The organism is Microvirga sp. RSM25 (genome assembly GCF_044784385.1).
GTDB classification, from domain to species: Bacteria; Pseudomonadota; Alphaproteobacteria; order Rhizobiales; family Beijerinckiaceae; genus Microvirga; species Microvirga tunisiensis.
In genome coordinates this window covers 35,540-61,163 of the sequence record NZ_CP173040.1, presented here as the reverse complement: position 1 = coordinate 61,163, position 25,624 = coordinate 35,540, and the positions used below count along the sequence as shown (strand labels likewise).

Genomic DNA, 25,624 nt, shown 5'->3' with positions numbered 1-25,624 from the left:
GGCTTACCTCAACACTCGCCGAAGTCGCCGGCCGTCGTGCCGGCGAATTTTTTGAAGGCGTCGACGGTAGCTCTTGCTCCCTCTTCTCCCAGCATCTCGTCCTCCACGGCAGGCAGGTAATCCCACGGTGCCGGCTCCCGCACTCGACACCAGATCGGGTTGTGAATGGCGAGGTCGATCTGGCGTACGAGTTCCACCATGCCGTCATAGCCGGCATAGGGATGGTGACGCTCCTGGTTGATATCGAGCCAGGGGATCTTGGCCTTCAGCGCGATGAATTGCGTGCGCCCGCCCGACAGCATGATGTCGGCCTTGTGCTCTGAGAGCATGGCGTAAAGCTCGCGCGGCGCCATCGACTCGAACATGTGGTTCTCGTCCTTGAGGATCTGTTTGATGCGCTCCTTGTCTTCCACCGTTGATTTCTTGACCGAGGTGCCGACGATCTCAATGCCGATTTCCATCAGCGCATGGACGACCGACCAGGACTTCACACCGCCGGTGTTGAGCAGCACGCGCTTGCCTTCGAGCCTCGGCCGGTAAGCCTCAAGCTTCTTCCACGCAATTGCCTCCTCCTCTGCAATCAGCGCCTCGGTGCGGTCGAGGATCTCCGGATCGGCGCCCTTCCTCACGAGCAGGTCAGCGATCTGCCGAAGTGCTTCCGAGGTGTCGGTAATGCCGTAGAAGGAGCCCTCGAAGAACGGGATGTCCCAGCGCTCCTCCATCTTGCGGGCGAGATTGATGAGCGCGGTCGAGCACACCATCATCGCCGCCCGGGCGCAGTGCGCGGAGGCAACGTCGAGGTAGCGCGCGTCGCCCGGAATGCAGGCACGCACCCGGATGCCGAGCTTGTCCAAAAGCGGCTTCACCAGCCAGAACTCGCCGGAGAGGTTGAATTCGCCAAGGATATTGATGTCGTAAGGGCCGGCATCGTCGGGCTCCACCGTGCCGATGACATGATCGAGCAACGCCTCGCCGGCGAGCTTGTTGCCGAGGTTCTTGGAGCCGACGAAGCCTGGCGCATTGATCGGCACCACCGGCAAGCCGAACTTTTCCGCCGCGCGCTTGCAGACGGCCTCGATGTCGTCGCCGATCAACGCCGTCACGCAGGTCGAATAGACGAAGATCGCCGGCGGCGCATACGCTTCCTTGATCTCGCGGATCGCTTTGAAGAGCTTCCGCTCACTCTGCCCCATGACCATGTCGAGTTCGCTGAGGTCGGTCGTGAAGCTTGTGCGCCACAGCGTTGGCCCGGACGAAGCCGCGCCGCGGTTGTCCCAGGAATTGCCCTCGCAGGCGAGCGGCGCATGGATCAAATGCGCGATGTCGGTGATCGGCTGCAGCACAATCTTGGCGCCGTCGAAGGCGCAGCCGCCGGCTGCCGCCCCGGGGGTCAGCGGCTTCGAACAGCCCTTTTTGCGCGCCTTGGCATCCTTGCCGTGGTTCTTCTCGCAGGCGGGCTCGTTGAAGACATCCTGGATTTTGGCACTGAGCGAGGACATGGCGCCGGTCTCCAAAGGCCATCGGAAGACGGCCGGCCTCGACGAAGGCCGGCCGCCACTCTTAGCGGGTGAGATCGTACGAATAGTCCGTCACGCCCGGCTCGATCGTCTCGCGATCGAGCTTGTCGAAGATCTTGTCGAGGATCGTCGTTAAGACGCGCAGCCCGCCTTGGTAGCCCATGAGCGGGAAGCGATGGTGATGGTGCCGGTCGAAGATCGGAAACGTCAGCCGGATCAGCGGCGTACCGGTGTCGCGCTCCAGATACTTGCCATAGGAGTTGCCAATCAGCAGGTCCACCGGCTCGGTGAAGAGTAGCGAGCGCATCGCCCAGAGGTCCTTGCCCGCCCAGACCTGGGCATCCTTGCCGAAAGGCGAGGATGCAAGTAGTTCCTTCATCTCGGCTTCCCAGGTCGCCGTGCCGTTGGTGGCGAGGCAGTGGGTCGGCTCGCCGCCGGTCTCCATGATGAACCGGGTTATGGCGTAGACGAAGTCAGGATCGCCGTAGATCGCGTATTTCTTGCCGTGCAGCCAGGACTGGCTGTCTGCCATGGCGTCGATCAATCGGCCGCGTTCCAGGCGGATGGCCTCGGGGATTTCCTTGCCGGAGATCGCCGACACCTTCATCAGGAACTCGTCGGTCGCCTGGACGCCGAGCGGGTAATGGAACGAGGCCGTCGTCTGCCCGACTTCCGCGCAATAGTTCAGCGTATGGCGGGTGTTGTAATGCTGTAGCGACAGTGTCGCCTCGGCGTTAAGCGCCGCCTTCACGTCCTCGATCTTGGTGCCGCCGTCATACATGCGGAACTCGCCGTCCGACGGCGTGTCGAACTGGTCAGAGGCGTCCTGGATGAAGATGTAGGACACATCCATCAGGTCGAGCAGGCGCCTCACTTCCCGGTTGTTGCCGACGCAGAAGCCGTCGAAACCCGGAATGATGTTGATGGTGCCAGCGGCTTGCGTGCGCTCCTTGCCATCCCAAAAATGCTCCAGCACGCCTTCCACCATGCCGTCATAGCCATCGATATGGCTGCCGACGAACGCCGGCGTGTGAGCGAAAGGCACATCGAAGTCACGCGGGACTGAGCCTTCGTTCTTGGCGTTCTCAATGAAGCCGTGCAGGTCGTCGCCAATGACCTCCGCCATACAGGTGGTCGAGACGGCGATCATCTTTGGGTCGTAGAGCGTGTAGGTGTTGGCGAGCCCGTCAACCATGTTCTTCAGGCCGCCGAACACTGCCGCGTCCTCGGTCATCGAGGAGGAAACGGCGGACGCAGGTTCCTTAAAATGGCGCGACAGGTGCGAGCGGTAATAGGCCACGCAACCCTGGCTGCCATGGACGAAGGACATCGTCCGCTCGAAGCCCGCGGCCGCGAACACTGCGCCGAGCGGCTGGCAGGCCTTGGCGGGGTTCACGACGAGCGCTTCGCGAGCGAGGTTTTTTTCGCGGTATTCCCAGGTCTTGGTGAACTCGCGTTGATCAGCAACGACCTGATCCGGGTGCGGACATTCGAAATTCAGCTTCTTCGCGGCGAGCATCTGCCTGTATTCCGGCTCGCGAAACAGGGGAGCATGATCGAGAACTTTTTCGGCCGACTGCGGCATGGTGGTCACCTCTTCCATCTGGCCGCGCCATACGGCGGCACAGGGATGTCGAGACGTTTCAGGTCTCCCGCGGATCAAAGCCCGCGGGCGTTCATCGGCCTCCCTGTCTCTGGGAGGCTAGGTTCTCATTCGGCTGCGATCGCTGCCGGCGGCACGGCCTTTTTCTTCCAGGGGGCGTCGTAGAGGTCCCAGACCGGGTAATTGATGGCCAGATCCATGTCGCGGGCGAAGATGGCAAACCCGTCATAGCCGTGATACGGGCCGGAATAATCCCAGGAGTGCATCTGACGGAACGGGATGCCCATCTTCTGTACCGGGTACTTCTCCTTGATGCCGGAGCCAACGAGATCAGGGCGGATCCCCTCGATGAATTTCTCCAGCTCGTAACCGGTCACGTCGTCATAGATCAGCGTACCCTTCTTCACGTAATGGCCAGTGCGCTGATAGTCGTCGTTGTGGCCGAACTCGTAGCCGGTGCCGACGATCTCCATGCCGAGATCCTCGTAGGCCGTGATGACGTGACGGGGACGCAGGCCGCCGACATAGAGCATCACCGTCTTGCCCTCGAGGCGCGGCCGATACTTGGCGATGACCGCATCGACCAAGGGCCGGTACTTGGCGATGACCGCCTCGGTCTTGTCCTCGATTTCCGGCCCGAAATGCTTGGCAATCTTGCGCAGAGAGGCTTCGATCTGGGAGGGGCCAAAGAAATTGTATTCCATCCAGGCGATGCCGTACTTTTCCTCCATGTGCCGGCAGATGTAGTTCATCGACCGGTAGCAGTGGATGAGGTTGAGCTTAGCCTTCGGCGCGCGCTCGATCTCGGCGAGCGTGGCGTCCCCGGACCAGTTGCCGACCACGCGCAGCCCCACCTCCTCGAGCAGGATGCGCGAGGCCCAGGCGTCGCCGCCGATATTGTAGTCGCCGATGACGTTGACGTCGTAAGGGCTGGACTCGAACTCGACTTCCTTCTTGTCGAAGACCCAGTCGCGGATCGCGTCGTTGGCGATGTGGTGGCCGAGCGATTGCGAGACGCCGCGGAAACCCTCGCAGCGCACCGGCACAATCGTCTTGTCGTGCTCCTTGGCCTTCTTGCGCGACACCGCCTCGATATCGTCGCCAATCAGGCCGATCGGGCATTCGGACTGCACGGTAATGCCCTTGTTCAGCGGAAACAGTTCCTCGATCTCGTCGATGACCTGTTCCAGCTTCTTGTCGCCACCGAAAACGATGTCCTTCTCCTGGAAGTCGGAGGTGAACTGCATCGTCACGAACGTGTCGATGCCCGTCATGCCAGTGTAGTAGTTGCGGCGCTGCGACCAGGAATATTGACCGCAACCGACTGGCCCGTGCGAGATGTGGACCATATCCTTGACCGGACCCCACACCACACCTTTGGAGCCGGCATAGGCGCAGCCGCGGATTGTCATCACGCCCGGAATGGACTTGATGTTCGATTTGACGTCGCATTCGGACAGGACCTTGCCCGCCTCGCCGATCTCATCCCTGCGCGTGGCAACACTGAGGTGCTTCTTGCGGCGCTTCGCCGCCTTATCTGGATATTGCGACAGCACTTCCTCGATGAGCTTCTCATGGAGAGCGCCGTTATTCTCGTGGTCCAGGCTCATGGGCCCTGCCCCTTTCAAGGTTCGGGTGACGCCTCGCCGACGAGGCGCCGTTCGTGGAAAGGCACGCCGGGTCAAGGTCGGCGCCTCCTGTCGGCAGCGGCGGTTACCGGGCGGCCGCCCGCGTCGCTTCCTTGGCCTGAAGCTCGGCAAGCATCTGCTCGTCGGTCTTCATGATGCCGAAGTCGAGCAGCATGTCCTCGAGCTCTTCCATGGTGATCGGGGTCGGAATGGTGCCCTGGCCCGAATTAGCATGGATTTTCTCGGCCAGCGCGCGGTATTCCCCGGCCTGCTTGGAGTCCGGCGCGTACTGGATCACTGTCATCTTCCTGAGCTCGGCGTGCTGGACGATGTTGTCGCGCGGCACGAAGTGGATGAGCTTGGAATTGAGCTTGGCCGCCAGCGCCTCGGCGAGGTCGAGCTCACGGTCGGTCTGGCGCTCGTTGCAGATCAGACCGCCGATCCGCACGCCGCCCGCATGGGCATATTTCAGGATGCCCTTGGCGATGTTGTTGGCGGCATAGAGCGCCATCATCTCGCCGGACATGACGATGTAGATTTCCTGGGCCTTGTTCTCGCGGATCGGCATCGCGAAGCCGCCGCACACCACGTCGCCGAGCACGTCATAGGAGACATAGTCGACATCGTCATAGGCGCCGTTCTCCTCGAGGAAGTTGATCGAGGTGATGACGCCGCGGCCGGCGCAGCCGACGCCCGGCTCGGGGCCGCCGGACTCCACGCACTTGATGCCTCGGTAGCCGACCTTGAGTACGTCCTCGAGTTCGAGGTCTTCCACCGAGCCTTCCTGCGCCGCGAGATGCAGGACGGTGTCCTGCGCCTTCGCGTTCAGGATCAGGCGGGTGGAGTCGGCTTTGGGGTCGCAGCCGACGATGAGGATCTTCTGCCCGAGGTCGACAAGGGCGGCGAGCGTGTTTTGGGAGGTGGTGGATTTGCCGATACCTCCTTTCCCATAGAATGCGATCTGACGCAGACCTGCCATGTTGCTTCCTTCTCTCGTTTCATCGATCGCGGTTACCCGCGCCATGCATGTCGATCGGCAGCTCCTGCCGCCCCGCGACGAGAGAGTTTCAAAACTCGTGCCAATTTGTCGGATCGAGCCGAAGAACGAACTTTGCGATTGTTTTTCAGCTACTTAGCCTGAGGCACAACAAGTGACGGGCCCAACAAGCCTGTGTCGCAGAGCCGACAAACGCGACAGAAGGTGTCGGATGGCGTGACCTGCGATCGCTATACGTTGACCTCGCTGGAGAGCCATAAGGGCTGGCGATCTGTCAGCGTACGCACAGCTGGATCAACGAGCGTCGAAATGGAGGCCTTTGCACATCCAAGCTCCGCCAGTGGAGAAGTCCTCATGCCGGATATCTGTTGCCTTTCCGTTTGCGGAAGAACGCAACGAGCGAGATCGCCACCAGACGGCATCGGGACCTGACGATCTTCACAACGCTTCGACTGCCCAGTCATCGAACTCAGCAGTGCCCGCCGGTGGCCAGAGCTGCCCGATACCAAACGGTGCCACGCCCATGGTCGTCTATTCGGAGAATGGCGGCTTCAGGAACTCGGTCGGCACAGACGACTCGCATGGGCTTGGTGTCGCTTACCAGCAATGGTGGCACACTCCTTATGTTGGCCTAGGCGCGACCTATGCGACCGGATCCTGGCGTGTGACCCGTGAGGTTATCACCAGTCCGTTTGTGGTTGCGGAGGACAAGGACCATCATAACCAGCGGGACCTCCTATTCACCGAGGATTTCGCTCCCGATTGGATGGTTGGCCTGAGCCTTGGTGCTGAATACGCCGTCTCGGTGCGCTTCTCGCTCACGACGAAGCGCGGATGCCTCTCGAGCCAAGCCTTCACTTCGGGTGCTTGTGGGTCGCGTCATTGTCGACAATCAGGTGCAGGTCGAGGCGCTTGTCCGTGACCCGGTCGATCTCGCGCAGGAAGCGTAAGAACTCCTGATGGCGATGCCGCTTCATGCAGGTGCCCAGGACCGTGCCGCTCGCCCCATCCAGAGCGGCAAACAGGGTCGTGGTGCCATGCCGTTGATCGTCGTGGGTCATCGTGCCGGCGCGCCCCTTCTTGAGCGGCAAGCCCGGCTGGGTGCGGTCAAGCGCCTGGATCTGAGACTTCTCATCAACCGAGAGAACCAGGGCCCTGTCCGGCGGATCGAGATACAAGCCGACCACGTCCTGAACCTTCTCGACGAAACGTTTGTCAGTGGAGAGCTTGAACGTCTTGACCAAGTGCGGCTTGAGGCCGTGGGCGTGCCAGATCCGCTGCACGCTGGTGTGGGACAGGCCCACGGCAGCCGCCATCGAGCGCACGCTCCAGTGGGTCGCTCGCGGTGGTTTCTCATGCAGGGTCATGTCGACAACCCGATGGATCACAGCGGTCGAAAGAGGCTTGCGCCCCGGTGGGCGAGAGGCGTCCTTGAGAAGCCCCTCCACGCCAGCCTGCGCATAGCGACGGCGCCAGCGCCGGACGGTCAGAGTGCTCGTGCCAACGCGGGCGGCCACCTCGGTGGCGCGCAAGCCCTCGCCCGTCAGCAGAACAATCCGAGCCCGCCAGACAACCTTCTGGGGCGTATTGCGATCCCGGACCAGGTTCTCCAGGCGATCCCGATCAGCCGTCGGAACCTCAATGCGTTCGATCTTACCCATCCTGGCAGGATCGCATGTTGCACTGGATTTCGGAATCACCCGTCAGTGACAGAACACTAGCGTGAGAGTGGGCGGTGTCGCAAGGCTGGTCTGCGCCACAGCCACCTTGTCGAAGGCCAGACGGCTGGCGGCCGAGCCCGCCCCGGCAAAGTGGACGCCGCGAGCTTCGCACAGGGCGGCCAACTCGCCGCTTTCGGCCATCCCGCCGTGGAGACCGAGCACCAGAAGCCTGTGCTCTCGACTGGCACGGTCAAGCGCCACCTCAAGGCTGCCGATCGCCTCGCCCGTCACTGGCAGGTCCACCTCGAACGGCCGCGCGTGCCCCATCAGAACGTCACGGGAGCAGACCTGGACGAGGCCGTCGCGGCGCCAGAACCAGAGCTCAGCCTCCGGTAAGGCTTCCGCCAGCGTCTGGGCGCTAGCGACCGACACGAAGTGCCGCGGTTGGTGCCGCCAAAGAGGATGGTGGTGAGAATGAGGTTGGAAGCCGTTGGGAGGGAGGGATCAGCCCACAATACGTTGACCTGCCGGATGAACAAGAGGGCGCGTCAGAAACGGGTGGACTGAAGCCCAAGGTGGCAGGAGCGATGGCGTAACCGACCCGATCAATGCGCCACGTCCTGCGGCTGCCTGAGCCTGGGCAAGATCTTCCCTCCCTGCTGTCGTGAACACCCATCGGCCATCAGCCGTCTTCCGCCTCTGGTCTGATCCATCACCGCAGAAGCAGCGTGGGGTTTCGGAGAGTGCGCCCATCTCAGGAGAGCATAACGAACCGTAGGGCAACATTGCCCACCAGGACCGTCGGCGGGCTCGTGGTGACGGAGCAGATCGCTGTCGCGGTCGCGCCGTTTCGGCTCGGAAAGGCAATCCTCACGGCCGCATCCTCACCGGCAAGGCCTTTGCCGGGAGAAGCGCTGGGGCATTGCAGGATAGTTATAGTCTTTCGTCTCCGCAGCCGACGCGGCTCTCCAGTTGGGAACCTCTGAAGGCACCGTGGCTATGGGAGCGGAGCATTCAAGCGTTACATTCATATGCAGTACACTTTCATATCTCTGAAGAAATGCGGCGTTTCCCGAGCGCGTAGACCGGGTCATCCGGATACGATGCTCCGAGCGGCTGCCAGGGGCCGAACCGCTCTGTCTCGGAGGCCGCCGGCGGGGTCTGCTCCTCGAGCCAATCGTAGACCACCGTGCGTTCGGCAATCCGCCATTCCCCTGCCCTCTTCTGAAACAGATCGCAATAGCGGCCGCAGAGGAGCACCTGGCGTATCTCTCCGGCCTCGTCTGGTCCGCGTTGCAGCGCGGTGAAGTAGCTCTCGACCGCGGCCTCTGCCGGGCCGATGAACTCGATCAGGACGTTCGTGATCTGATGGATGTTGCGCGGTCCGCTCTTGAAGACACCGAGCGCAAACTGGATGAAGCCCTCGGCCGAGCCAGAATAGGCCCCGTGATGGTCATACGCATCGGGCCAGTACGAGCTGCGCAGCGCCGCCTCGTCCGCGCGGTCTATCCCACGGCAGTACCGATAGAGGCAGTCGCGGATCGCCTCCCGGTCGTGTAGTTCGGAAGTCCTTGCCTGGTTCATCGGCTCTGTCGCGAATGCTGAGATTGGTCAGGAAGAGGCGTTTTCGCGCCTCCGGTCCGCTGCAACGATTTCGAACGGGTCGGCGATTGAAGGAGCCGGACTGTAAGGCGAACCTCGCCTGCCGTTTGCGTATCAAGTGGAGCAGCTCGATACCGGAGAGGATGACCCCACTGCCCAGTTGGACGAGGACGGTGGCAGGACAGAGGCCGCGCGCCGTCCTTTTCGCTGTGCGGCCAGGTCGGGCTGACTGCAATTTAAGCCTGCTTGACTCTCGATTGAATAAACACCGATTCAAGCGCAGCGGCTGTGCAATCAATTTCGAGTGCACGTTCGGGGCAGGCTTGCGCGCCTCGTGACGCGAGCAGTTCGTACCCCTCCTCAACTTTAATGTCACCGGGCAGGATGTAGCCCTCGTCATCAAGCTTGAAGATGTCCGGCGCTTGCGCCCAGCATCGCGCGTGACCCTGGCATGTGGCATGGCGGACGATGATGCGCATGGCGCTACCTCCATTTCTGTGCTCCGATTCGGGTGGCCTTGGTCAGGACCAGTCCAGGATCAGATTCTCGATCCCGAACACATGGCCACCATGGGTGATGGGCGCCGTACCGTCCTTGATCCGGAAGCCCGGAATGCGCGCCAGCCACTCCTCGAGGCCGATGACAATCTCCCGCCGGGCAAGGTGTGAGCCAAGGCAACGATGCGGGCCATAGCCAAAGGCAGCATGGCGGTTGTCCTCTCGCGCAAGATCGATCGTGTTGGGGCATTCGAATTCCGCCGGGTCACGATTGGCAATCATCGTGGCGCAGGAAATATAGTCCCCCTTACGGATCGGCGCGCCTTCGAAGTCGATATTTTTCGTTGCCACCCGGATCATCTGCACGGTTGGATAGGCGCGCAGCAATTCTTCGGCTGCGAGCCCGATTCGATCCGGTTCGCTCCGCAGCAAGTCCTGGTCTTTGGGATTGCGCGCGAGATGGGCCAAGTCAAAGCCTATCGCTGCTGCAACTGTGTCGAGTCCAGCGACGAACAGAAGCACCCCGGTGCCACGGACTTCCTCGTCGGTCAGCGGACGGCCCTCGACCTCTGCCTGCACGACGAAGGTCATGAAATCGGCGACTGGTTCCTTGCGGCGCATGGCTGCAAGTTCGTCGATGAACGCCACAATCATCCGGGCCGCCGCCGGTCGTTTGACATTGTCGCCGTGGAGCAGATCATTCGCCCAGCCGACAAATGTATCGAGGCGGTCATCCGATAGCCCCAGAAAGCCAAGGAAGATGTTGACTGTGAAAGGAAAGGCAAAATCCTTCATAACATCGCAGCTTGTGCCCGATGCGGCGATCCTGTCGATCAGCGCGATCGCTCGCTCCCGGACAGCCGGTTCGAGCACCATCACCCGCTTGGGCGAGAACAGCGGATTGAGTAGTGAGCGAAAAATGCCATGGGCCGGTGGATCGAGTTCGAGCGGGATCATCGGCCAGTTTTCGCCGAGGGCGGAGGCGAAGATGCTGCGATGGCTGGAAAAGGTTTCGGCGTCCTGCAGCACCCTGCGCTGGTCTCTGGCGCGCGTAATGACCCAGGTCCCCCGGCCATTGCGTGTGTTGTAGGGGGAATAAAAGATCGGTGGCCCGGCATGGACGCAAGCGACAGCTGCGTGCGGATCCCCGTTGGGCGTCGGCAGCATGCCAGCCGACGTGAACAGGCTGAAGTCCCTCACCATTTCGGGTGGGACATGATCTGGAACCGGGTTGCTCGCCACTTGGTTTCTCCTCATCTTCGGCTAGACCTTGGCGGTCGTCTTGACCGGCTTGATGCCCCTGATCACCCATTCGCCGCCCGAGGGCCGGCGGGCCATGCCCTGGAGGGAGGAGGACGATCCGTTGATGAGAGCCGTGAAGTTCCGGCAGATCTGGTCGTCCTTCACGAAGGGAGCGCTTGTGGGCGTGAAGGTGCCCTTCCGGTCGGAGGCCGGATTATCCCAGGAGACCTGGGTGCCGGGCCGCTGCGGATCGAGCGCCACGGAGAGGGCCGCCTTGGCCCGGCGCCAATCCTCCTCGTTGAGGTCGGGCGACAGGGGCACGGCCGTCCGGCTGACCGAGTCCGTGACCTGCGGCTCCTCCTCCTGCAGTCCCACGGTCCCGAAGGAGAAGCTGCAGGCGCCCGCCGACAGGGGGATCATCCCTACGGCGAGCATTTTCATGGCTTCGCTCAGGAAGGCGTCTGATTTATAACGGCGCGCATCGGCCCTCATGGCGCGTCGGGTCTCCAAGAACGAAAAAGTCACACCTAATGACTCCCTAGGTTGCGCGGCATAGCGTTCGCCATCCGACAAGATTGTAAGCCTCTTCACCGGGCAGCGGCCTGGCCGGAAGAGCGGATTGCGCGCCTTCCCGAGCGAAATCTTCGAGACCCGGCATTTTCCTACCTCGAACAGCGCGAGGAGAACGCCCGAAGATGTGCTGTCCTACATGACATCGTCGTTCGGCTCGAGGAAACCGACATGACACTGCGCGCCGCACCCTCACAAAATACCGCAAGGTGATGAACATCCCCTCCTCCGTGCAACGCCGCCGGGAAAAGCGCCTGTGGATTTAGACGAATGGCGATCAAGACTGGCGGCCTTGTCCTGCTGGCGAAAGCCACTCTTAATCCAAGGCGAGCCCGTTCTTGATCCGTGCGTGGAGGCTTTCGCCCTCCTCCGGGCCGAAGCAGCTGTCGAATTCGTTGCATTCCCGGCAACTGGGCGCGGCGCAGAGCGAAAAACCTTCAGCCTCGCAGAGCTTGCGGTAAAAGTACTTCTTCCATTTCATGTTTTTGGTGTTGCCGGCCGCCAGCACCGGAAAATGCGTGGCAAGCAAGCGGCTGAGCGCGGCCCGGTTGAAAAGGCCGAGGTCCTGCCAGAGATGGTTACTGCACAAGGCACGCCGGGCGATGATCTTAGCGAAGCGGGCACTCACTGGGTCGCCCGGCCGGGCATGCGCGAACAGCAGGCCGCGCAACAGCTCTTCCTCCATATCCGGCTCGCGGTCGTTCACCTCTTGCAAGGCGAAAGCGCTGACAGCGATAATAGGGAAATTGCTGGTCAGGACATCCCGCAGCTCGGCACGCGAAAGGCCAGTTGCCCCCGTCGCCGTCGCCTCGCCGGCCTCGACCTCCTTGAGCGCTCGTGAGAGGACACAGGCAAGCACATGCTGGTCGAACCCGGTCTCCAGGTCGATCGGCCATCGGCCGATGCTGCGCGATTGTGAGTGTCGTCGCTCGTCGGACCAAAAGGACATTCGGAGTCCACGAGGGATACCTGTTTCCCACAGACTGCGGTTCTGACGCAGACCTGACATGGTGCTCTCCTTCCTGCGGACCATCGATCGCGGGTACCCACGATATAAGTGTCGGTGGGCAGTTCTCTCGACTCCCGACGGAGGAGTTTCAAAAGGCGTGCCAATTGCGTAGAAAGCGCCTCAGGAATAATTTTCTGCATACGGGTCAATGGCTTGAGAGTGCAGCAGGAAGCCGGGCTGCACGCTACCGTGTCGCGGACCCGACAGACCCGACAGCCGGTGTCGGTTGCCTGACGTTGTCCCAGGAGTGGCGGACAGGATTGCTCCGCGGGAACAGGGCCGTTCACCCGACATCCAACCGCGCTCCGCATGGTCCGATAGTAGACAATGTCGGACAGGCGGCATCGCAGCATTAGAGCCAATATATTGTTTTGCAATGAGTTTTTTCCTTGGCACGGGACATGCTTGGTTCTCTGTACATGCGTCGCGGAGTGAGGAGACGGGCTTTGTCGCAAACTGATTGGCACCGTTTATCCGGCGTGAGTGCTCCTCGTTTGCACACGCCGGCGCCATCAACGCGCCCCCTGCGCAACACCGCCGCTGTTATTGACCATGCGGAATCGCATTTCCGGCAACCGCGCGATGACGGATCGATGGACGTTTACGGCCGTCCGGGAAACGGTCGGACCATCCGTCTCGCGCGCGGCGACCATGCCGGTCAGGACGTCGTCGATTTCGTCCGATGTTCCTATCCCGGCCTCGATAACCATCCTGACGTGATTGCATTGCCCGCTTTTCTTCTCGAGGAGCACCATTGATGACCGTTAATAAGATGGTTCCCTTCGTCACATTTCGCACCCGTGTTCGCGATGAGTCCATCGAGGGGCCAAACCCCTACCGCTGGGAAGACAAGACATCCGACTACTATTTCAGCGGCAAGCGCGTCGTCCTGTTCTCGTTGTCTGGCGCCTTCACCCCGACCTGCTCGACCTACCAACTGCCCGATTTCGAAAAGCTCTATGACGAGTTTGAAAGGGAAGGAATTAACGCGATCTACTGCATCTCCGTCAACGATGCCTTCGTCATGAATGCGTGGGGCAAGGCCTTGGGGCTGCGAAAAGTCAAGCTCATCCCGGACGGCTCGGGTGAGTTCACGCGTAAGATGGGCATGCTGGTCGCCAAGGAGAATCTCGGCTTCGGTATGCGCTCCTGGCGGTACGCTGCCGTGATCGATAACGGCGTGGTGGAGCAGTGGTTCGAGGAGGACGGCTTCTCCGACAACTGCGAAACCGACCCTTACGGCATCTCGTCGCCGCAGAACGTTCTCGAAGCGCTGAAGGCCTTTCAAACCGCGGCCGCCGCACGACCTGGACGAATCAACATCTCACAGATCCCATGATGCCCGACCAAGTGCGTCGCTTGACAGGAGTTTCACCATGAGATTCTCAGCAAGCCAGCTTCAGCGTCAGAAGCAATCTCTGAGTATAACACCTCAACTCATTGAGTCGATCCGCTTGCTGCAACTGACGCATGCCGAACTGCGTCAGTTCGTGGAGCAGGAAATCGAAAAGAACCCGCTTTTGGAGCTAGCGCCAAACGATGGCGGGGCTCTAGGCGATGTTTTGTCGACTTCGGCCGAGGATCCGCACATCGGCGCACGCGAAAACGACGTTGATGAGCCGACCAGGACCGGGGCCCCGGAACAGCTCATGCAATGGAAATCAACGCGCGACACAATCAATATCCCGCCCGGGCAAAGCCTTGCCCTCGGCGAGTTTACCGCCTCCACCGAAACATTGCACGACCATGTCGCTCGTCAGATCGCTCTCACCGCATACACACCGCAGGAGCGGCTGATTGCTCGCGCGCTTTCCGATCATCTGGAAGACACCGGGTATCTTCAGGTAGACCTTTTGGAGCTGGCCGGGAGCCTAAATGTCCGGGAGGCTGATGTAGAACGGGTTCTCAGAACCTTGCAGCTCTTTGATCCACCGGGAATCTTTGCGCGTACTCTCAGCGAATGCCTCGAGATACAGTTGCGCCAGCGAGACCGGTTCGACCCGGCGATGGCAACTTTGGTTGCCAATCTTGAGATGCTTGCGCAGCGCGATTTTCAAGCATTGAAGCGGCATTGCGGGGTCGATGAAGACGACCTTCTCGACATGCTGCATGAAATCCGTGCGCTCGACCCCAAGCCGGGAAACCGGTTCCAGTCCGGAGGCCCGGAATCCATCATTCCCGACGTCTGGGTCCAACCCTCGCCCGGAGGTGGATGGCAAATCGAACTTGAGCCGGATACGCTGCCCAAGCTGCTGATCAACCAAACCTATTTCGCCGAAGTCTCACGCGCGACCGCCCACAATTCGAAAGATCAGGCATTTCTCAACGAATGCTTCCAAAACGCGAACTGGCTAATCCGCAGCCTCGATCAGCGCGCCAAGACAATCCTTAAGGTAGCGGCTGAAATCGTCCGCCAGCAGGATGCCTTTTTTGAACATGGCATCGCCCACCTGCGGCCTCTCAATCTCAGAACTGTCGCTGACGCGATCAACATGCACGAGTCGACGATAAGCCGGGTGACGTCGCACAAGTACATGCTCACTCCGCGCGGCGTGTTCGAACTGAAGTATTTTTTCACTGTCGCAATCGCCTCCTCCCAAGGTGGCGACGCGCACTCCGCCGAGGCTGTCCGCCATCGGATCAAGGCGATGGTCGCCGTGGAATCGCCTGATGATGTGCTGTCCGACGATGACATTGTCGTCCGACTTAAGGAAACTGGCATCGATCTTGCGCGCCGCACCGTCGCAAAGTATCGCGAGGCGATGAACATCCCCTCCTCCGTGCAGCGCCGCCGGGAAAAGCGCTTGTGGGCCTAGGGAGGGCTGTTTGGTGGCGGAAGGTTGTTGGGATCGGATGCGTTGGGCGATTGAGGAATATATTTGGCGCTTTGACGGCCTGCGACGCCGAACCCCTCATCGAAGGAGGACGTGATGCTCTCCATTCATCCGCGTGCCCGCACCACCCCAGCCGTTCGCGAGGAGATCGCCCGCTCAGCCGAGCCCACCGGCGTGCTGGCCAACCGCTTCGGCGTGAGCACCGAGACCATCCGCAAGTGGCGCAAGCGCGGAGCCCATGACTGTCAGGATCATAGCAGCCGGCTGCACAAGCTGCCCTGGAAAGTCACCGAGGAAGAGCGGGCCATTGTCTGCGCCCTGCGCCAGGCCACCGGCTTTCCGCTCGATGACCTCACCTTCGTGGTCACGCACTTCCTGCCGCATCTCAACTGCGATGCGGTCTACCGCATCCTCAAGTCTGAGGGGCTCGGCCGTTACATCGACGGCTTCTACAACCCTGTCCGGCGGCATTCGACGCTCGACTATGTCAGTCCGGTTCAGTTCGAAAGGCACGCCGAATAGACAGCAAAACACTCTCCACTAGACCGAAGCAAATCCAGTCAGTCAAGCACACGTGGCCGTGTCGGGCGCGTGTGAGAAACGGAGTCAAAATGACCATGTCTCGCCTTCTCCTTGTTGCCGCTTTGTCCGGAACGATGCTCGCCGGCGCCACATCTATCGCCCAGGCTTCTGATTTGATTGGCCGTAACAAGGCGCCCGCCGCTCCAGTTGTCGCTGTCAACACCTTCCGCCCCTGGATGATCCGTGGACGTGCCCTCGTCGTTCATCCGCAACCCAATGCCGATTTGAACGTAGGCGGCGACGTCGACATCTCGACCTCGGTTGTGCCCGAACTGGACATCTCATACTTCTTCACGCCCAATTTGGCGGCCGAACTCATCCTCGGCGTGACGCCTCATCGGGTGAAGGGGGCTGGAAGCCTTGAGAGTGTCCGGATCGGCGATGTGTGGCTGCTTCCGCCGACCCTCATGCTGCAATACCACTTCACTGATCTCGGCATGGTCAAGCCTTACGTCGGCGCGGGCATTAACTACACCTTCTTCTTCGACGAGAAGGCGAAGGGCAGCTTTGAAAAATTCAATCTCGCGAACACGATCGGCTTCGCCCTACAGGCCGGTGTCGATATCATGATCGACAAGCATTGGGGCATCAACCTGGACGTCAAGAAGATCTTCCTTGAGCCCGATGTGAGTGTCAATGCCGGCGCGATCGATGGCAAGGTCAAGATCGACCCGTGGCTGATCAGCACCGGCGTGACTTATCGGTTCTGAGCTGGCTGACTTTCAGCTCGAATCTCCGGAAGAGGCTTCAAAATTGGAGTCTCTTTCGCTCTGTGGGACACACTCTGTGGCTGCAGCTTGATCGAGATCATGTTGCAATCCTTACGAGAGGTCTGTTCTTTTCCGCGACGATCGCGGGAGATTGATGGGCCAGGCGGCCTATCGGGACTTCGTGATCGAGATCGCGCGTAGGCTATCCGAGCAACAGAGCTTTCAGCCGCTGCCACGCAGGTGGGTGGTTGAAGTAGTCCTTACGCAATGGACAAAAGCGGACGTGCTCACTCGCAAGGCTGATGGGCAGCACATAGTGGATTTCGACCTCGTCGCTCGTGACGACGACACGGTGAACGAGCAACAGCACAAGCTGCCGGCGCTGCTCGAAGGTGGCCTTCGCCAGCCCGTGCTGCAGCCGCTCGCGAAAGGCCTCCAGGGAGGCTGCGATACCGGCCAGTTGCTGCTGGCGCTGCGCATCGTTGCGCAGGAGCTCCTCCTGATCAGCCAGCGCCTCCTTGCGCTGCTCCAGGTCGCGGCGTTGCTCGTACTCGTCGAGTGGGAGGACTGGTCTTGCTCCGCTTTTGATACTGCTGGCGAATTCATCATGCTGGGACGGGAGCCATCATGAGCCTGGTAAATGCGGGTTGCCGGGTTCGTGCAAGTGGCGTGCCCGCAAACCAAGCCCCGAGTCGGATGAGGTTCATGGCAGCCGCCCTCAGCACGTGTTGAAGGTGCGTTTTGGCGAGACCGATATAGCGCGAGCGCCGCAGATGCAGGACCCGGACGCCCGCCGAAATCGTTCCCCCGATGCCAGCGCGCTGTCGATACTCTTTTGAGAAGGCAAGTTGCTCCTCGCGCTGGCGAGCCGCCTCCAGCGTCTCGTGTTCCTCGCGTGGGCGTAGCGTGAGCAGTCGCCGCCCGCTTCGGGGACACTGTGTCTTCAACGGACACGGCCGACAATCTGTTGTCGAGAAGCGGACTTTGAACGCGGTTCGCCCCTGATGGTAGTCGGGGGCCCAACTCTTGCTCTGATGCCCTGCCGGGCAGGTCGCCACTTCCCGCTCCCAATCGAGGAGGAAGTCCTGCACGGTGAAGCCTTCTCCTGAACGGGCCTGCCATTGATCATCCTTGGGAGCCGGCCCTAACAGCGTGACGCCTTTCTTCCGGCTGGCGACAAGCTGGTCAGCCGCAACATAACCGGCATCGGCCAGATGAGTATCGGGCAGCAGGCCCTTGGCCTCGAGCGCCGCATGGATGTCGTCGAGAGCGTCGCGATCAACGATGGGTGCCGGCGAGGTCTCCACATGCGTGATCAAGTGTGGTCCGCCTTCATCGCACGTCTCGGTCAGATGCACCTTGTAGCCGATCCAGATCGTTGACTGCTTCTTGGCATCGTGCACCTCCGGATCGTAGGGCGAGGCGACCATCAGCAGGGAGAGTGGAAACCCCTCGTGATCGGTCCGCCGCCCATCAGAGGCAGAGCCTGAGGTCGCGGGTGGAGCTTCACTGATCAGGCAGAAATTCTGCACCCAGACCTGCCGCAGCAGCTCAACAGCCGGGATCTCGCGCAGCCATATCGGTGCGCCAGGGGCTGTGATCGCCGCGAGCAACTGATGGCCATCGCGACCGATCTGTTCAGCGTGGACCCGCCGCTTCGCTTCGCCCTGCAGGACATCATAGTCGTCAGCCCGCCTGCCATACCGCTCGAGCCAGACGGGATTGGCTTGAGCGCGCAACCACACGGGCGCAGCGGATGCCTGGACATTCAGAGCCGCCCGCATGGTCTCGGTCACGCAGGCAAGACGGTTCAGGGAACCGACCGCTCCGAGCACATGCGTGGAGTCGGTTCGCTGGCGGCCACGGGCGTTCAGCAGCTTGTGCTCCCGGCACAGTGCCATAAGGGTATCGAGCAGGTGTTCTTCCGCGCCTCCAGCGACAAGACGACCGCGGAACTCGCTTAGAACCGAAGCGCCGAAGCCAGGATCGGTCAGGTCCAATCCCAGCGGGTACTTCCAGTCGGTGCGACCGCGGACAGCATCGGCCGCCCGCCGGTCGGACAGGTTCTCGGCGAACTGGAGCAAGCTCACCAGCACCAGCCGCCACGGGCATTCGGCCGGCTGTCCGCAAGAGGCGAAGAGGGACGCGACCTGAGCGCCGGCGAAAATCGTCCCGACACGGTCGCGCAAGAGCAGAGAGGGATTGCCACGGGGAAAGGCTGCACGGACAACGCTTGCGGTCGATGCTGGGACATTGCCACTCACGGTCGGGCGGAGCGACATGAAAGATCTCCGGGATGGTGGTGCAGCCCCCAAAACCCAGAACGCCGATCACGCCTCAAGTGCTCCAGCCCATTCGCCAGCAGTATCTTCCGCGAAGCAAGTCCAGCGCAGTCCTGATGCTTTGACGAAGTGGGCATCGGATGAGCGCACCGGATCGCGGTAGATGCCTTTGGCTGCAATGCGCTTGCCGCGGCGGCGCTCAATGGTGTCGTCGAGACCGAGGATCACCGGGCTAGCCGGGACAAAGGTGTCAATCAGTAATCCAAGGAGCAGGTGAGCGGCGCGGCGGCTGTTCCATCCTGCGCGATTGAGAACGCGGTGATAATTGACGAAGTGGCGCTCGCGGCTGAGCCAGTGATCCGCAGAAGGCTGGTCACAGTGCGTTTGCCGGGCGCCAGGATGACGCCGACGAGCAGGATCTCGGCATGGTGCCACGTCCATGGCGAAAGAGCGGCGCGAAGGATAAAATGATTGCGGCGAAGCGGGCGGGCAGGTCCGGCATGGCGGTGTCTCTTGGCGGAAACTCCGCTACCCTACTGCATCGTTCGCTTCGCCGCCCCCGCGCTCGCAAATCACCCGTTAGAAATGGCCAAATTCAAACTAAGATGCGGATCCACTACTGAACTATCTGCGAATGCGGATCAGCGTCCCGTCCGGTTTCCGTCTGTACATTACCGAGCCAATCACAGAGTTCCTCCAACGAGGCGAAGATATGTTCGATCTCAGTGAAGGGTGCAGGCCTGCGAGCTGGAGCTAAATCCTCAAGCAGTTCCGCTGTCCAAGTGTAAGGCTGGTATGAGCTGCTGCGCACCACGCTCCCCACAACCTCCCCATTCAGGAGGAGGTCATAGGCGCCGGGCGCCAGCTGGAACAGGCTGTAGGTCATACTGGTGTCTTGTCAGATGCAAGCTGTCGATCAATCCACTCGTAGGCCTTGGCGATGGCAGCATCGCGATCGAGAGCCATGATCAAGGTCGGGCGCTGTTTCGGCAGTGCCACGAAGGCCATCCATTCCAGGCCAGTTGGGCTGAGGCGGATCTGATAGCCGCGGTGCTCCAGCACCTCAGCTTCTGCGGCTGCACGGGTTTCAGCCATTGGACTTGCCGGCGGCTCTGCGCAGGGCTGCGCTGATGCGCTCCTGCCAGCCTAGGCCGCCCTCTTGAAAGTACGCGAGCACATCCAGGTCGATATGCAATTTGAATGATTCCTTTTCGTGCTCGGGTCGCATGGAAGTAAGGACCAAATGTTCTGTCTGATGTCTGATCATCGATGTTCTCCCTATCTAAGCGCCAATGCCGGAGGCGAAGCTACGACCTACTGGATCAAAGGGATGCCCATGGATTTCTCGAAATGACCGAGAATGGCATTGGCCACCGAATTGGCCTCTGCAAAGGGTTCGGGCCGTACATGGTACCGGCCGAGGATTTCGCGGCGTCGCACCGGACTGCCCAGATTGAGGCAGTACGGATCGCAATCGATCCGATGCTCGCCATATTCCCTCAGCCAGGACAGATTGATGCTGTCGGCCAGGGCTGCGTCGCGATTCGGCATGATGTTGCGGGCGGAAACATCGCCTGCGTATTTCGGCAGCTCTTCCCGGATTGGCATGCCAAGATAGATATCCAGCAACCAGTCATAGCACCCGCATGTCGGCCGATTCCATCCAGGCTGTTGTCGATCACTTCGACGAGGTCTTCGAGAATAGCACAGGGTTCTTGCTTCTCCAAGCCACGATCAAATTTCCTGGCAGCAACAAGGCGCAGTTCTTGACGGGGCGGGCGCAGAAGAGAAAACCGCCGCCATGCTCGAATTCCTGCGCCAGAAAGGCCTCGTCGGAGGCGATGCCGGGAAGCTGCTCATAGGCCCAAAGCAGTCGTGGCCGAATTGTGGCATAGTCTTCCGAGATTCAATGGCACCACCAAGCGACAGATACGGCAACTTTGTCGAGGTCCGCGGCCATACTTCAGTTCCGTCCGCTTTATAAAGCATTTCGATCTCCCTGCGATTTCAGAAGTCATCAGATTTTCGACATGGCAAAACTCAGCCATTATCCGGATTGCTCCGCAATCCGGACCTGTTGCCCTCGCACAGATAGGTGGGCAGCTCCTTCGGCTCCCGACGGGGGAGTTTCAAAAGGCGTGCCAACTGCGCAGAAAGCGCCTCAGAAATAATTTTCTGGATCGTGGTCAATGGCTTGAGAGTGCGGAAGGAAGCCGGGCCGCACACCACCGTGTCGCGGACTCGACAAACCCGACAGTCGGTGTCGGTTGCCTGACGTTGTCCCAGGAGTGGCGGACAGGAGTGCTCCGCGGGAACAGCGCAGTTCACCCGTCATCCCACCGCGCTCCGCGTGGTCCGAGAGTCGACAATGTCGGACAGGCGGCATCGCAGCATTAGAGCCATTATATTGTTTTGACATGAGTTTCTCCTTTGGCACGGGACATGCATGGTTCTCCGCACCTGCGTCACGGAGTGAGGAGAAATCGTCCCATGATCATGCTCACCGAAAACGCCATCGCCGCGGTGAAGACTGCGCTTTCCCGCGCCGCTGAGCCGGCGGACGGCTTGCGCATCATGGTCCGGGCCGGCGGCTGCGCCGGCTTCCAGTACCTGCTAGGCCTGGAAAGCATCTCGCGCGAGGGCGATGCGGTCATGGATGTAGACGGGGTCAAGGTGTTCGTCGACGTAGGCTCCCAACCCCATGTCGCCGGCACGACCGTCGACTTCGTCACGGGGTTTGAATCCTCCGGCTTTGTCTTCGACAATCCCAACGCGCGCGAGAAGTGCGCCTGCGGCAAGTCCTTCGGCTGATCGCCTGAGACAGGGAGAAGGGCCATGTGGGACTATAGCGACAAGGTCAAGGAATACTTCTTCAACCCGAAGAATGCCGGCGTTCTGGAAACGGCCAATGCCGTCGGTGAGGTCGGCGCCATCTCTTGTGGCGATGCGCTTAAGTTGATGATCAGCGTCGATCCGGTGACGGAGACGATTACTGCCGCGACATTCCAGGCCTTCGGCTGCGGCGCCGCGATCGCCTCCTCGTCCGCGCTTACCGAACTCATCATCGGCAAAACCGTCGATGAAGCCCTCCGGATCGCTAATCAGGACATAGCGGACTTTCTCGGTGGCCGGTCGCCGGAGAAGATGCATTGCTCGGTGATGGGTTATGAGGCACTGCAGGCTGCGATCGCCAACTACCACAGCGAGGAATGGGGCGACGATCACGAGGACGGTGCCCTCGTTTGCAAATGCTTCGGTGTCAACGAAGGGGTGATCGAGCGGGCCGTCCGTATCAACAGGCTCTCCACCATCGAGCAGGTCACGCACTACACAAGGCTGGCGGCGGCTGCCTCACATGCTTCGAAGCCATCGAGGAAGTGCTTGTTCGGGTCCACGCAGCGATGGTCGCCGAAGGCCTCATTGCGGCAGAACAGACCTATACGGCCGGCGCAACGGATGTCCGCGCCCTCAAGAACAAGGCAAGGTCGAAGTCGATTCCGGAATCGGCGATCGCGTCCGGTAGGATGCGGAGAACATTGCCACCCGAAACAGTTCAGCTTCCAGCGGGACCGAAAGCTGCCAGCCGTCAAAGACGACGCGGCAGCGAATTCGACTGATCGAAAACGCTGTCGAGGACATGCGTTCTTACCTGCGGGCTGACGGCGGGGATTGCGAACTTGTGGATGTCGACGGTGACCAGGTCTCCGTCAAACTGTCGGGCGCCTGCACCGGCTGCCAGCGCGCCTCGGTCACCATCAACGGCATGCGCCAGAAGCTCAATGAGGCGACGGTCTCGCGCTTCGCGTCCTTCCGGTCAGCTGAGGATCGCACCCATGAGGCCTATCTATCTCGACAATAACGCGACGACACGAGTCGACCCTGGAGTCGTTCAAGCGATGCTGCCGTTCTTTACGGATCACTTCGGCAACCCCTCGTCGATGCACGGTTTTGGTGCCTCCGCCGGTGCGGCGGTGAAGGAGGCGCGTCGGCAGGTGCAGGCGCTGATCGGCGCGGAGTGCGACCATGAGATCGCCTTCACATCGGGCGGGACGGAAAGCGACAATGCGGCGATCCTTTCGGCACTCGAGGTGATGCCTCGCCGCACAGAGATCGTGACGTCCGCGGTCGAGCATCCGGCTGTGCTAAAGTTTTGCGCGCATCTTGAGAAGATGCGCGGCGTCAAGGTGCACAGGATCCCAGTGGATCGTCAGGGCCGGCTCGACCTCGACGCCTACAGGGCCGCCCTCACCCCGCACGTAGCAATCGTCTCGATCATGTGGGCGAACAACGAGACCGGTACGATCTTCCCCGTTGTCGAGCTTGCTGAGTTAGCCAAGGAAGTCGGCGCCCTTTTCCATACCGACGCAGTGCAGGCGGTCGGCAAGCTTCCGATGGACCTGAAATCGACCGCAATCGACATGCTGTCGCTCTCCGGCCACAAGCTGCATGGCCCGAAAGGGATCGGCGCACTTTATGTTAGGCGTGGCGTGCGCTTCCACTCACTGATCAAAGGGGGGCACCAGGAGCGCGGCCGGCGGGCGGGCACAGAGAATACGCCCGGCATAGTCGGGTTTGGCAAGGCGGCCGAACTCGCCTTGAACTTCATGGACGACAAAAACACACGGGTAAAGGCGCTCCGTGACCGTCTGGAAAAAGGACTTCTCCAGCGCATCCCGAACGCCTTCGTTACCGGCGGTCCGCTGGAGCGGTTGCCGAACACCGCAAACATCGCCATGGCATATATCGAAGGCGAGGGCATGCTGCTTCTCCTCCATCGCGAGGGCATTGCCTGCTCCTCCGGCTCGCTGGAGCCGAGCCATGTCCTGAGGGCGATGAACATCCCCTATACCGCGGCACACGGGGCAATCCGCTTCTCCTTTTCGCGCGACAACGGCGAGGCGGATGTCGACCGGGTGCTCGAGGTCATGCCCGGAATCGTGGAGAAGCTGCGTGCTCTTTCCCCCCTCAGGGCCGGGGGACGAAGTGCCGAAGAGCTTCGATCCGGTCTAGGCCTGAGGGGCAGAAGAGCCGACAGCCGCTCATGAAACGTCCGGTTTTTCTCAACGATACGACCCTGCGCGACGGCGCGCAGGCACCCGGCGTCGCCTTCACGACGGCCATGGGCGCCGACGAGATCGAAGCAATTTGCGCCGCGGGCGCGCTGCGTCTCCCGATTCGGCTCACAGCCCTAGCTGTATCAAAACTCAAACTGGCCCGATCTTGGCGCACTATTTGTACGATTTCATGCGTCTGCACCGAGAAGTATTCGGCCAATCCAGTCCTGCACGACACAAAATTGCTTCAACGAGTGACACGTCAGCGTTTTTACGCAACCAAGGCCTGGTGTCGAATGAGGTCGGAGGATCTCAACGCAGCAATCGAGAGCGGTATCGCCGCCGTCAATCTGTCGCTGCCTGCATCGGACGTCCAACTCACCGCCAAGCTCGGCCTTGATCGGGCGGGAGCGCTTCAGGTCATCGAGCACATGGTCGCCCGCGTCCGCCGCAAAGCGGCCCAGACCAGATCGGCCGTCACCGCAACTCAGCTGGTCGAGCTCTACGACAGACTGCGCAGCGAGGCGGCCGGCCAAACCCTTGAAATCGGGTGAGGCCGGCGATGTCGTTTATCCTCGCCACCACTTCTTCCAGCATAACAGCCGCGCGGCGCGGCGCAAAAGCCGTTCCGCCATCTTTGATGGCCATGCTCCGTGAGGACATCGCCTGCGGGAAGGCGCGCGATCCGGCCGCGCGCAGCACGCTCGAAATCGTGCTCACCTATCCCGGCGTCCACGTCATCGTCTGTCACCGGCTCGCTAATCGTCTGTGGCGGCGAGGCTTCCGCTTCCCGGCGCGCTTGCCGTCCTGGGCGGCCCGCCTCGTGATGAATGCCAACATCCATCCGGGCGCGACGATCGGCTGGCGCTTCCTCATTCATCACGGCACCGGTTTCGTCATCGGCGAAACCGGCGAGGTCGGCGACGAGGTGACCCTCTATCACGGCGTCACGCTGGGCGGCACGTCCTGGGCGCCGGACAAGTGCCATCCGACCCTCGAGAGCGGCGTCCTCGTCGGTGCCGGCTGCCGGGTCGGCGCCGATGCAGTTTTCATCGAAGACATCCCGCCCGGCCTGACCGTGATCGGCATACCCGGCCGCATCGTTAATGGCCGGATCGATCTCGACCATCACCTAATATCCAACCCGGTTGGCGATGCGATTGCCTCGTCGTCGACCGCATCTCATTCCTCAAGCTGCGAATTTCACGGCTGCAGCGTCAGCTTGCGGCGAACGCACCCGAGACCACCGTTTCCGAGAGGGAGAATGCAATGAGCAGTGATTCCGCTGACAGCCGTCCCATCGAGGTCACCGACATCCTCGCGCGGCTGAAGGGCCTGTCAGCTGCGGAGGAGTTCTTCGCAGTCCTTGGCGTCTCCTATGACCCGAAGGTGCTCAATGTCTCACGGCTCCATATCATGAAGCGCATGGGGCAATACCTCGCTGAAGTGGATTTCTCCGATCTCTCAGACCGGGTAATCGCCGCGCGGGTGCGCATCACGCTGGAACGTGCCTACGAGGACTTCGCGACGTCCTCGCCGCTCACGCACCGGGTCTTCAAGGTGCTTAGAGACCACGATCCGGACAAACCCGCCACGCTGGGCCGCACCATCGTCCCGTTCGACTCCGTCCTGACGCTGTTCGGGCAGGAATGAGCGCGACACGGTTGCGACGCGACAATGTCGAGAAGCCGACAAATCCGGTCACCACGATGGCGCCTTCAGAACAAAACAACCGCATTTCAAAGGCATAGGGGAACGCAAAACGGTTGGCACGAATGATGCTAGGAAGACGATGAACCACCGAGCCCGCATCCGGATAGGAGCCTGGAGAGACCG

At 61.1% G+C, this 25,624-nt stretch carries 25 protein-coding genes and 7 pseudogenes; 15 read left to right on the top strand and 17 right to left on the bottom strand.

Annotated elements, in window-relative coordinates; all coding sequences use genetic code 11:
* Positions 1-8: 8 nt before the first annotated feature.
* From nifE to nifH, 4 genes are all read right to left on the bottom strand, one after another.
* Positions 9-1,499 (bottom strand): nitrogenase iron-molybdenum cofactor biosynthesis protein NifE, encoded by a 1,491-nt coding sequence (gene nifE / locus ACD578_RS26230; protein WP_404294793.1) that lies wholly within the window; start codon positions 1,497-1,499, stop codon positions 9-11.
* Between the two features lie 61 nt (positions 1,500-1,560).
* Complete coding sequence (gene nifK, locus ACD578_RS26225) at positions 1,561-3,102, bottom strand: nitrogenase molybdenum-iron protein subunit beta (protein ID WP_404295598.1); 1,542 nt, start codon at positions 3,100-3,102, stop codon at positions 1,561-1,563.
* A gap of 125 nt (positions 3,103-3,227) precedes the next feature.
* Entirely contained in the window at positions 3,228-4,730 is a 1,503-nt protein-coding gene (gene nifD / locus ACD578_RS26220; protein ID WP_404294792.1) for a nitrogenase molybdenum-iron protein alpha chain, read from the bottom strand.
* A 103-nt stretch (positions 4,731-4,833) separates the two neighbouring features.
* Positions 4,834-5,727: a nitrogenase iron protein gene (gene nifH / locus ACD578_RS26215; RefSeq protein WP_404294791.1), complete on the bottom strand. Its 894-nt coding sequence runs from the start codon at positions 5,725-5,727 to the stop codon at positions 4,834-4,836.
* 541 nt (positions 5,728-6,268) lie between these two features.
* Between nifH and ACD578_RS26210 the strand changes: the two are divergent.
* Positions 6,269-6,508, top strand: a pseudogene (locus ACD578_RS26210) (omptin family outer membrane protease); the annotation flags it as partial.
* A gap of 62 nt (positions 6,509-6,570) precedes the next feature.
* On the opposite strand, the pseudogene ACD578_RS26205 reads toward ACD578_RS26210, so the two are convergent.
* The 6 genes and pseudogenes from ACD578_RS26205 to ACD578_RS26180 form a co-directional block, all read right to left on the bottom strand.
* Positions 6,571-7,406: pseudogene (locus ACD578_RS26205) on the bottom strand (IS630 family transposase); the annotation flags it as partial.
* A gap of 42 nt (positions 7,407-7,448) precedes the next feature.
* On the bottom strand, positions 7,449-7,838 hold the full coding sequence (locus ACD578_RS26200; RefSeq protein WP_404294789.1) for a hypothetical protein: 390 nt from the start codon (positions 7,836-7,838) through the stop codon (positions 7,449-7,451).
* 612 nt (positions 7,839-8,450) lie between these two features.
* A complete protein-coding gene (locus ACD578_RS26195; protein ID WP_404294787.1) occupies positions 8,451-8,990 on the bottom strand; it encodes a nuclear transport factor 2 family protein in 540 nt (179 codons plus the stop codon).
* 254 nt (positions 8,991-9,244) lie between these two features.
* Positions 9,245-9,487 carry a ferredoxin gene (locus ACD578_RS26190; RefSeq protein ID WP_404294785.1) on the bottom strand — a complete coding sequence of 81 codons (243 nt, stop codon included), beginning with the start codon at positions 9,485-9,487 and terminating at the stop codon, positions 9,245-9,247.
* Between the two features lie 42 nt (positions 9,488-9,529).
* The gene (locus tag ACD578_RS26185) at positions 9,530-10,747 is read right to left on the bottom strand and encodes a cytochrome P450 (protein WP_404294783.1); all 1,218 of its coding nucleotides are present in this window, start codon (positions 10,745-10,747) and stop codon (positions 9,530-9,532) included.
* A gap of 21 nt (positions 10,748-10,768) precedes the next feature.
* On the bottom strand, positions 10,769-11,239 hold the full coding sequence (locus tag ACD578_RS26180; RefSeq protein WP_404294781.1) for an RT0821/Lpp0805 family surface protein: 471 nt from the start codon (positions 11,237-11,239) through the stop codon (positions 10,769-10,771).
* Between the two features lie 251 nt (positions 11,240-11,490).
* Between ACD578_RS26180 and ACD578_RS26175 the strand changes: the two are divergent.
* Positions 11,491-11,583, top strand: a pseudogene (locus ACD578_RS26175) (hypothetical protein); the annotation flags it as partial.
* Positions 11,584-11,633: 50 nt separating this feature from the next.
* Here the strand turns inward: ACD578_RS26175 and ACD578_RS26170 are convergent.
* The gene (locus ACD578_RS26170) at positions 11,634-12,326 is read right to left on the bottom strand and encodes a nitrogen fixation protein NifQ (protein WP_404294780.1); all 693 of its coding nucleotides are present in this window, start codon (positions 12,324-12,326) and stop codon (positions 11,634-11,636) included.
* A 446-nt stretch (positions 12,327-12,772) separates the two neighbouring features.
* On the opposite strand from ACD578_RS26170, the gene ACD578_RS26165 reads away from it, so the two are divergent.
* The 7 genes and pseudogenes from ACD578_RS26165 (at position 12,773) to ACD578_RS26135 (ending at position 17,083) form a co-directional block, all read left to right on the top strand.
* Positions 12,773-13,084 (top strand): hypothetical protein, encoded by a 312-nt coding sequence (locus ACD578_RS26165; RefSeq protein ID WP_404294779.1) that lies wholly within the window; start codon positions 12,773-12,775, stop codon positions 13,082-13,084.
* Positions 13,084-13,665 carry a peroxiredoxin gene (locus ACD578_RS26160; protein ID WP_404294777.1) on the top strand — a complete coding sequence of 194 codons (582 nt, stop codon included), beginning with the start codon at positions 13,084-13,086 and terminating at the stop codon, positions 13,663-13,665. The genes ACD578_RS26165 and ACD578_RS26160 overlap by 1 nt, the downstream gene beginning before the upstream one ends.
* Before the next feature lie 37 nt (positions 13,666-13,702).
* Positions 13,703-15,142 (top strand): RNA polymerase factor sigma-54, encoded by a 1,440-nt coding sequence (rpoN, locus tag ACD578_RS26155; protein ID WP_404294775.1) that lies wholly within the window; start codon positions 13,703-13,705, stop codon positions 15,140-15,142.
* Between the two features lie 114 nt (positions 15,143-15,256).
* A pseudogene (locus ACD578_RS26150) lies at positions 15,257-15,595 on the top strand (IS481 family transposase); the annotation flags it as partial.
* Positions 15,587-15,682 (top strand): annotated as a pseudogene (locus ACD578_RS26145) (IS3 family transposase); the annotation flags it as partial. The pseudogenes ACD578_RS26150 and ACD578_RS26145, both read left to right, overlap by 9 nt.
* Positions 15,683-15,816: 134 nt before the next feature.
* Positions 15,817-16,452 carry an OmpW family protein gene (locus ACD578_RS26140; RefSeq protein WP_404294774.1) on the top strand — a complete coding sequence of 212 codons (636 nt, stop codon included), beginning with the start codon at positions 15,817-15,819 and terminating at the stop codon, positions 16,450-16,452.
* Between the two features lie 154 nt (positions 16,453-16,606).
* Positions 16,607-17,083, top strand: a complete 477-nt coding sequence (locus tag ACD578_RS26135) for a hypothetical protein (protein ID WP_404294772.1) — start codon at positions 16,607-16,609, stop codon at positions 17,081-17,083.
* Here the strand turns inward: ACD578_RS26135 and ACD578_RS26130 are convergent.
* The 6 genes from ACD578_RS26130 to ACD578_RS26105 form a co-directional block, all read right to left on the bottom strand.
* Positions 17,058-18,734 carry an IS1182 family transposase gene (locus tag ACD578_RS26130; protein WP_404294770.1) on the bottom strand — a complete coding sequence of 559 codons (1,677 nt, stop codon included), beginning with the start codon at positions 18,732-18,734 and terminating at the stop codon, positions 17,058-17,060. The genes ACD578_RS26135 and ACD578_RS26130 overlap by 26 nt on opposite strands.
* 48 nt (positions 18,735-18,782) lie before the next feature.
* Positions 18,783-19,175, bottom strand: a complete 393-nt coding sequence (locus ACD578_RS26125; RefSeq protein ID WP_404294769.1) for a transposase — start codon at positions 19,173-19,175, stop codon at positions 18,783-18,785.
* A 175-nt stretch (positions 19,176-19,350) separates the two neighbouring features.
* Positions 19,351-19,620 carry a hypothetical protein gene (locus tag ACD578_RS26120; RefSeq protein WP_404294767.1) on the bottom strand — a complete coding sequence of 90 codons (270 nt, stop codon included), beginning with the start codon at positions 19,618-19,620 and terminating at the stop codon, positions 19,351-19,353.
* On the bottom strand, positions 19,617-19,829 hold the full coding sequence (locus ACD578_RS26115) for a hypothetical protein (protein ID WP_404294766.1): 213 nt from the start codon (positions 19,827-19,829) through the stop codon (positions 19,617-19,619). The genes ACD578_RS26120 and ACD578_RS26115 overlap by 4 nt, the downstream gene beginning before the upstream one ends.
* Complete coding sequence (locus ACD578_RS26110) at positions 19,822-20,001, bottom strand: BrnA antitoxin family protein (RefSeq protein ID WP_404294765.1); 180 nt, start codon at positions 19,999-20,001, stop codon at positions 19,822-19,824. Before ACD578_RS26110 ends, ACD578_RS26115 begins: the two co-directional genes overlap by 8 nt.
* A gap of 47 nt (positions 20,002-20,048) precedes the next feature.
* Positions 20,049-20,342, bottom strand: a complete 294-nt coding sequence (locus ACD578_RS26105) for a hypothetical protein (protein WP_404294763.1) — start codon at positions 20,340-20,342, stop codon at positions 20,049-20,051.
* 882 nt (positions 20,343-21,224) lie between these two features.
* Here ACD578_RS26105 and ACD578_RS26100 point away from each other — a divergent pair.
* The 6 genes and pseudogenes from ACD578_RS26100 to nifW all read left to right on the top strand — a co-directional run bounded on the left by ACD578_RS26100 (position 21,225) and on the right by nifW (position 25,441).
* Positions 21,225-21,545: an iron-sulfur cluster assembly accessory protein gene (locus ACD578_RS26100; protein WP_404294762.1), complete on the top strand. Its 321-nt coding sequence runs from the start codon at positions 21,225-21,227 to the stop codon at positions 21,543-21,545.
* Between the two features lie 24 nt (positions 21,546-21,569).
* Positions 21,570-22,593: pseudogene (gene nifU, locus ACD578_RS26095) on the top strand (Fe-S cluster assembly protein NifU).
* A complete protein-coding gene (gene nifS, locus ACD578_RS26090) occupies positions 22,568-23,779 on the top strand; it encodes a cysteine desulfurase NifS (RefSeq protein ID WP_404294761.1) in 1,212 nt (403 codons plus the stop codon). Before nifU ends, nifS begins: the two are co-directional and overlap by 26 nt.
* Positions 23,776-24,231, top strand: a pseudogene (locus ACD578_RS26085) (homocitrate synthase); the annotation flags it as partial. The gene nifS and the pseudogene ACD578_RS26085, both read left to right, overlap by 4 nt.
* A gap of 119 nt (positions 24,232-24,350) precedes the next feature.
* Positions 24,351-25,061, top strand: a complete 711-nt coding sequence (gene epsC, locus ACD578_RS26080; RefSeq protein ID WP_404294759.1) for a serine O-acetyltransferase EpsC — start codon at positions 24,351-24,353, stop codon at positions 25,059-25,061.
* Complete coding sequence (nifW, locus tag ACD578_RS26075; protein WP_404294758.1) at positions 25,058-25,441, top strand: nitrogenase stabilizing/protective protein NifW; 384 nt, start codon at positions 25,058-25,060, stop codon at positions 25,439-25,441. The genes epsC and nifW overlap by 4 nt, the downstream gene beginning before the upstream one ends.
* Positions 25,442-25,624 lie beyond the last annotated feature (183 nt).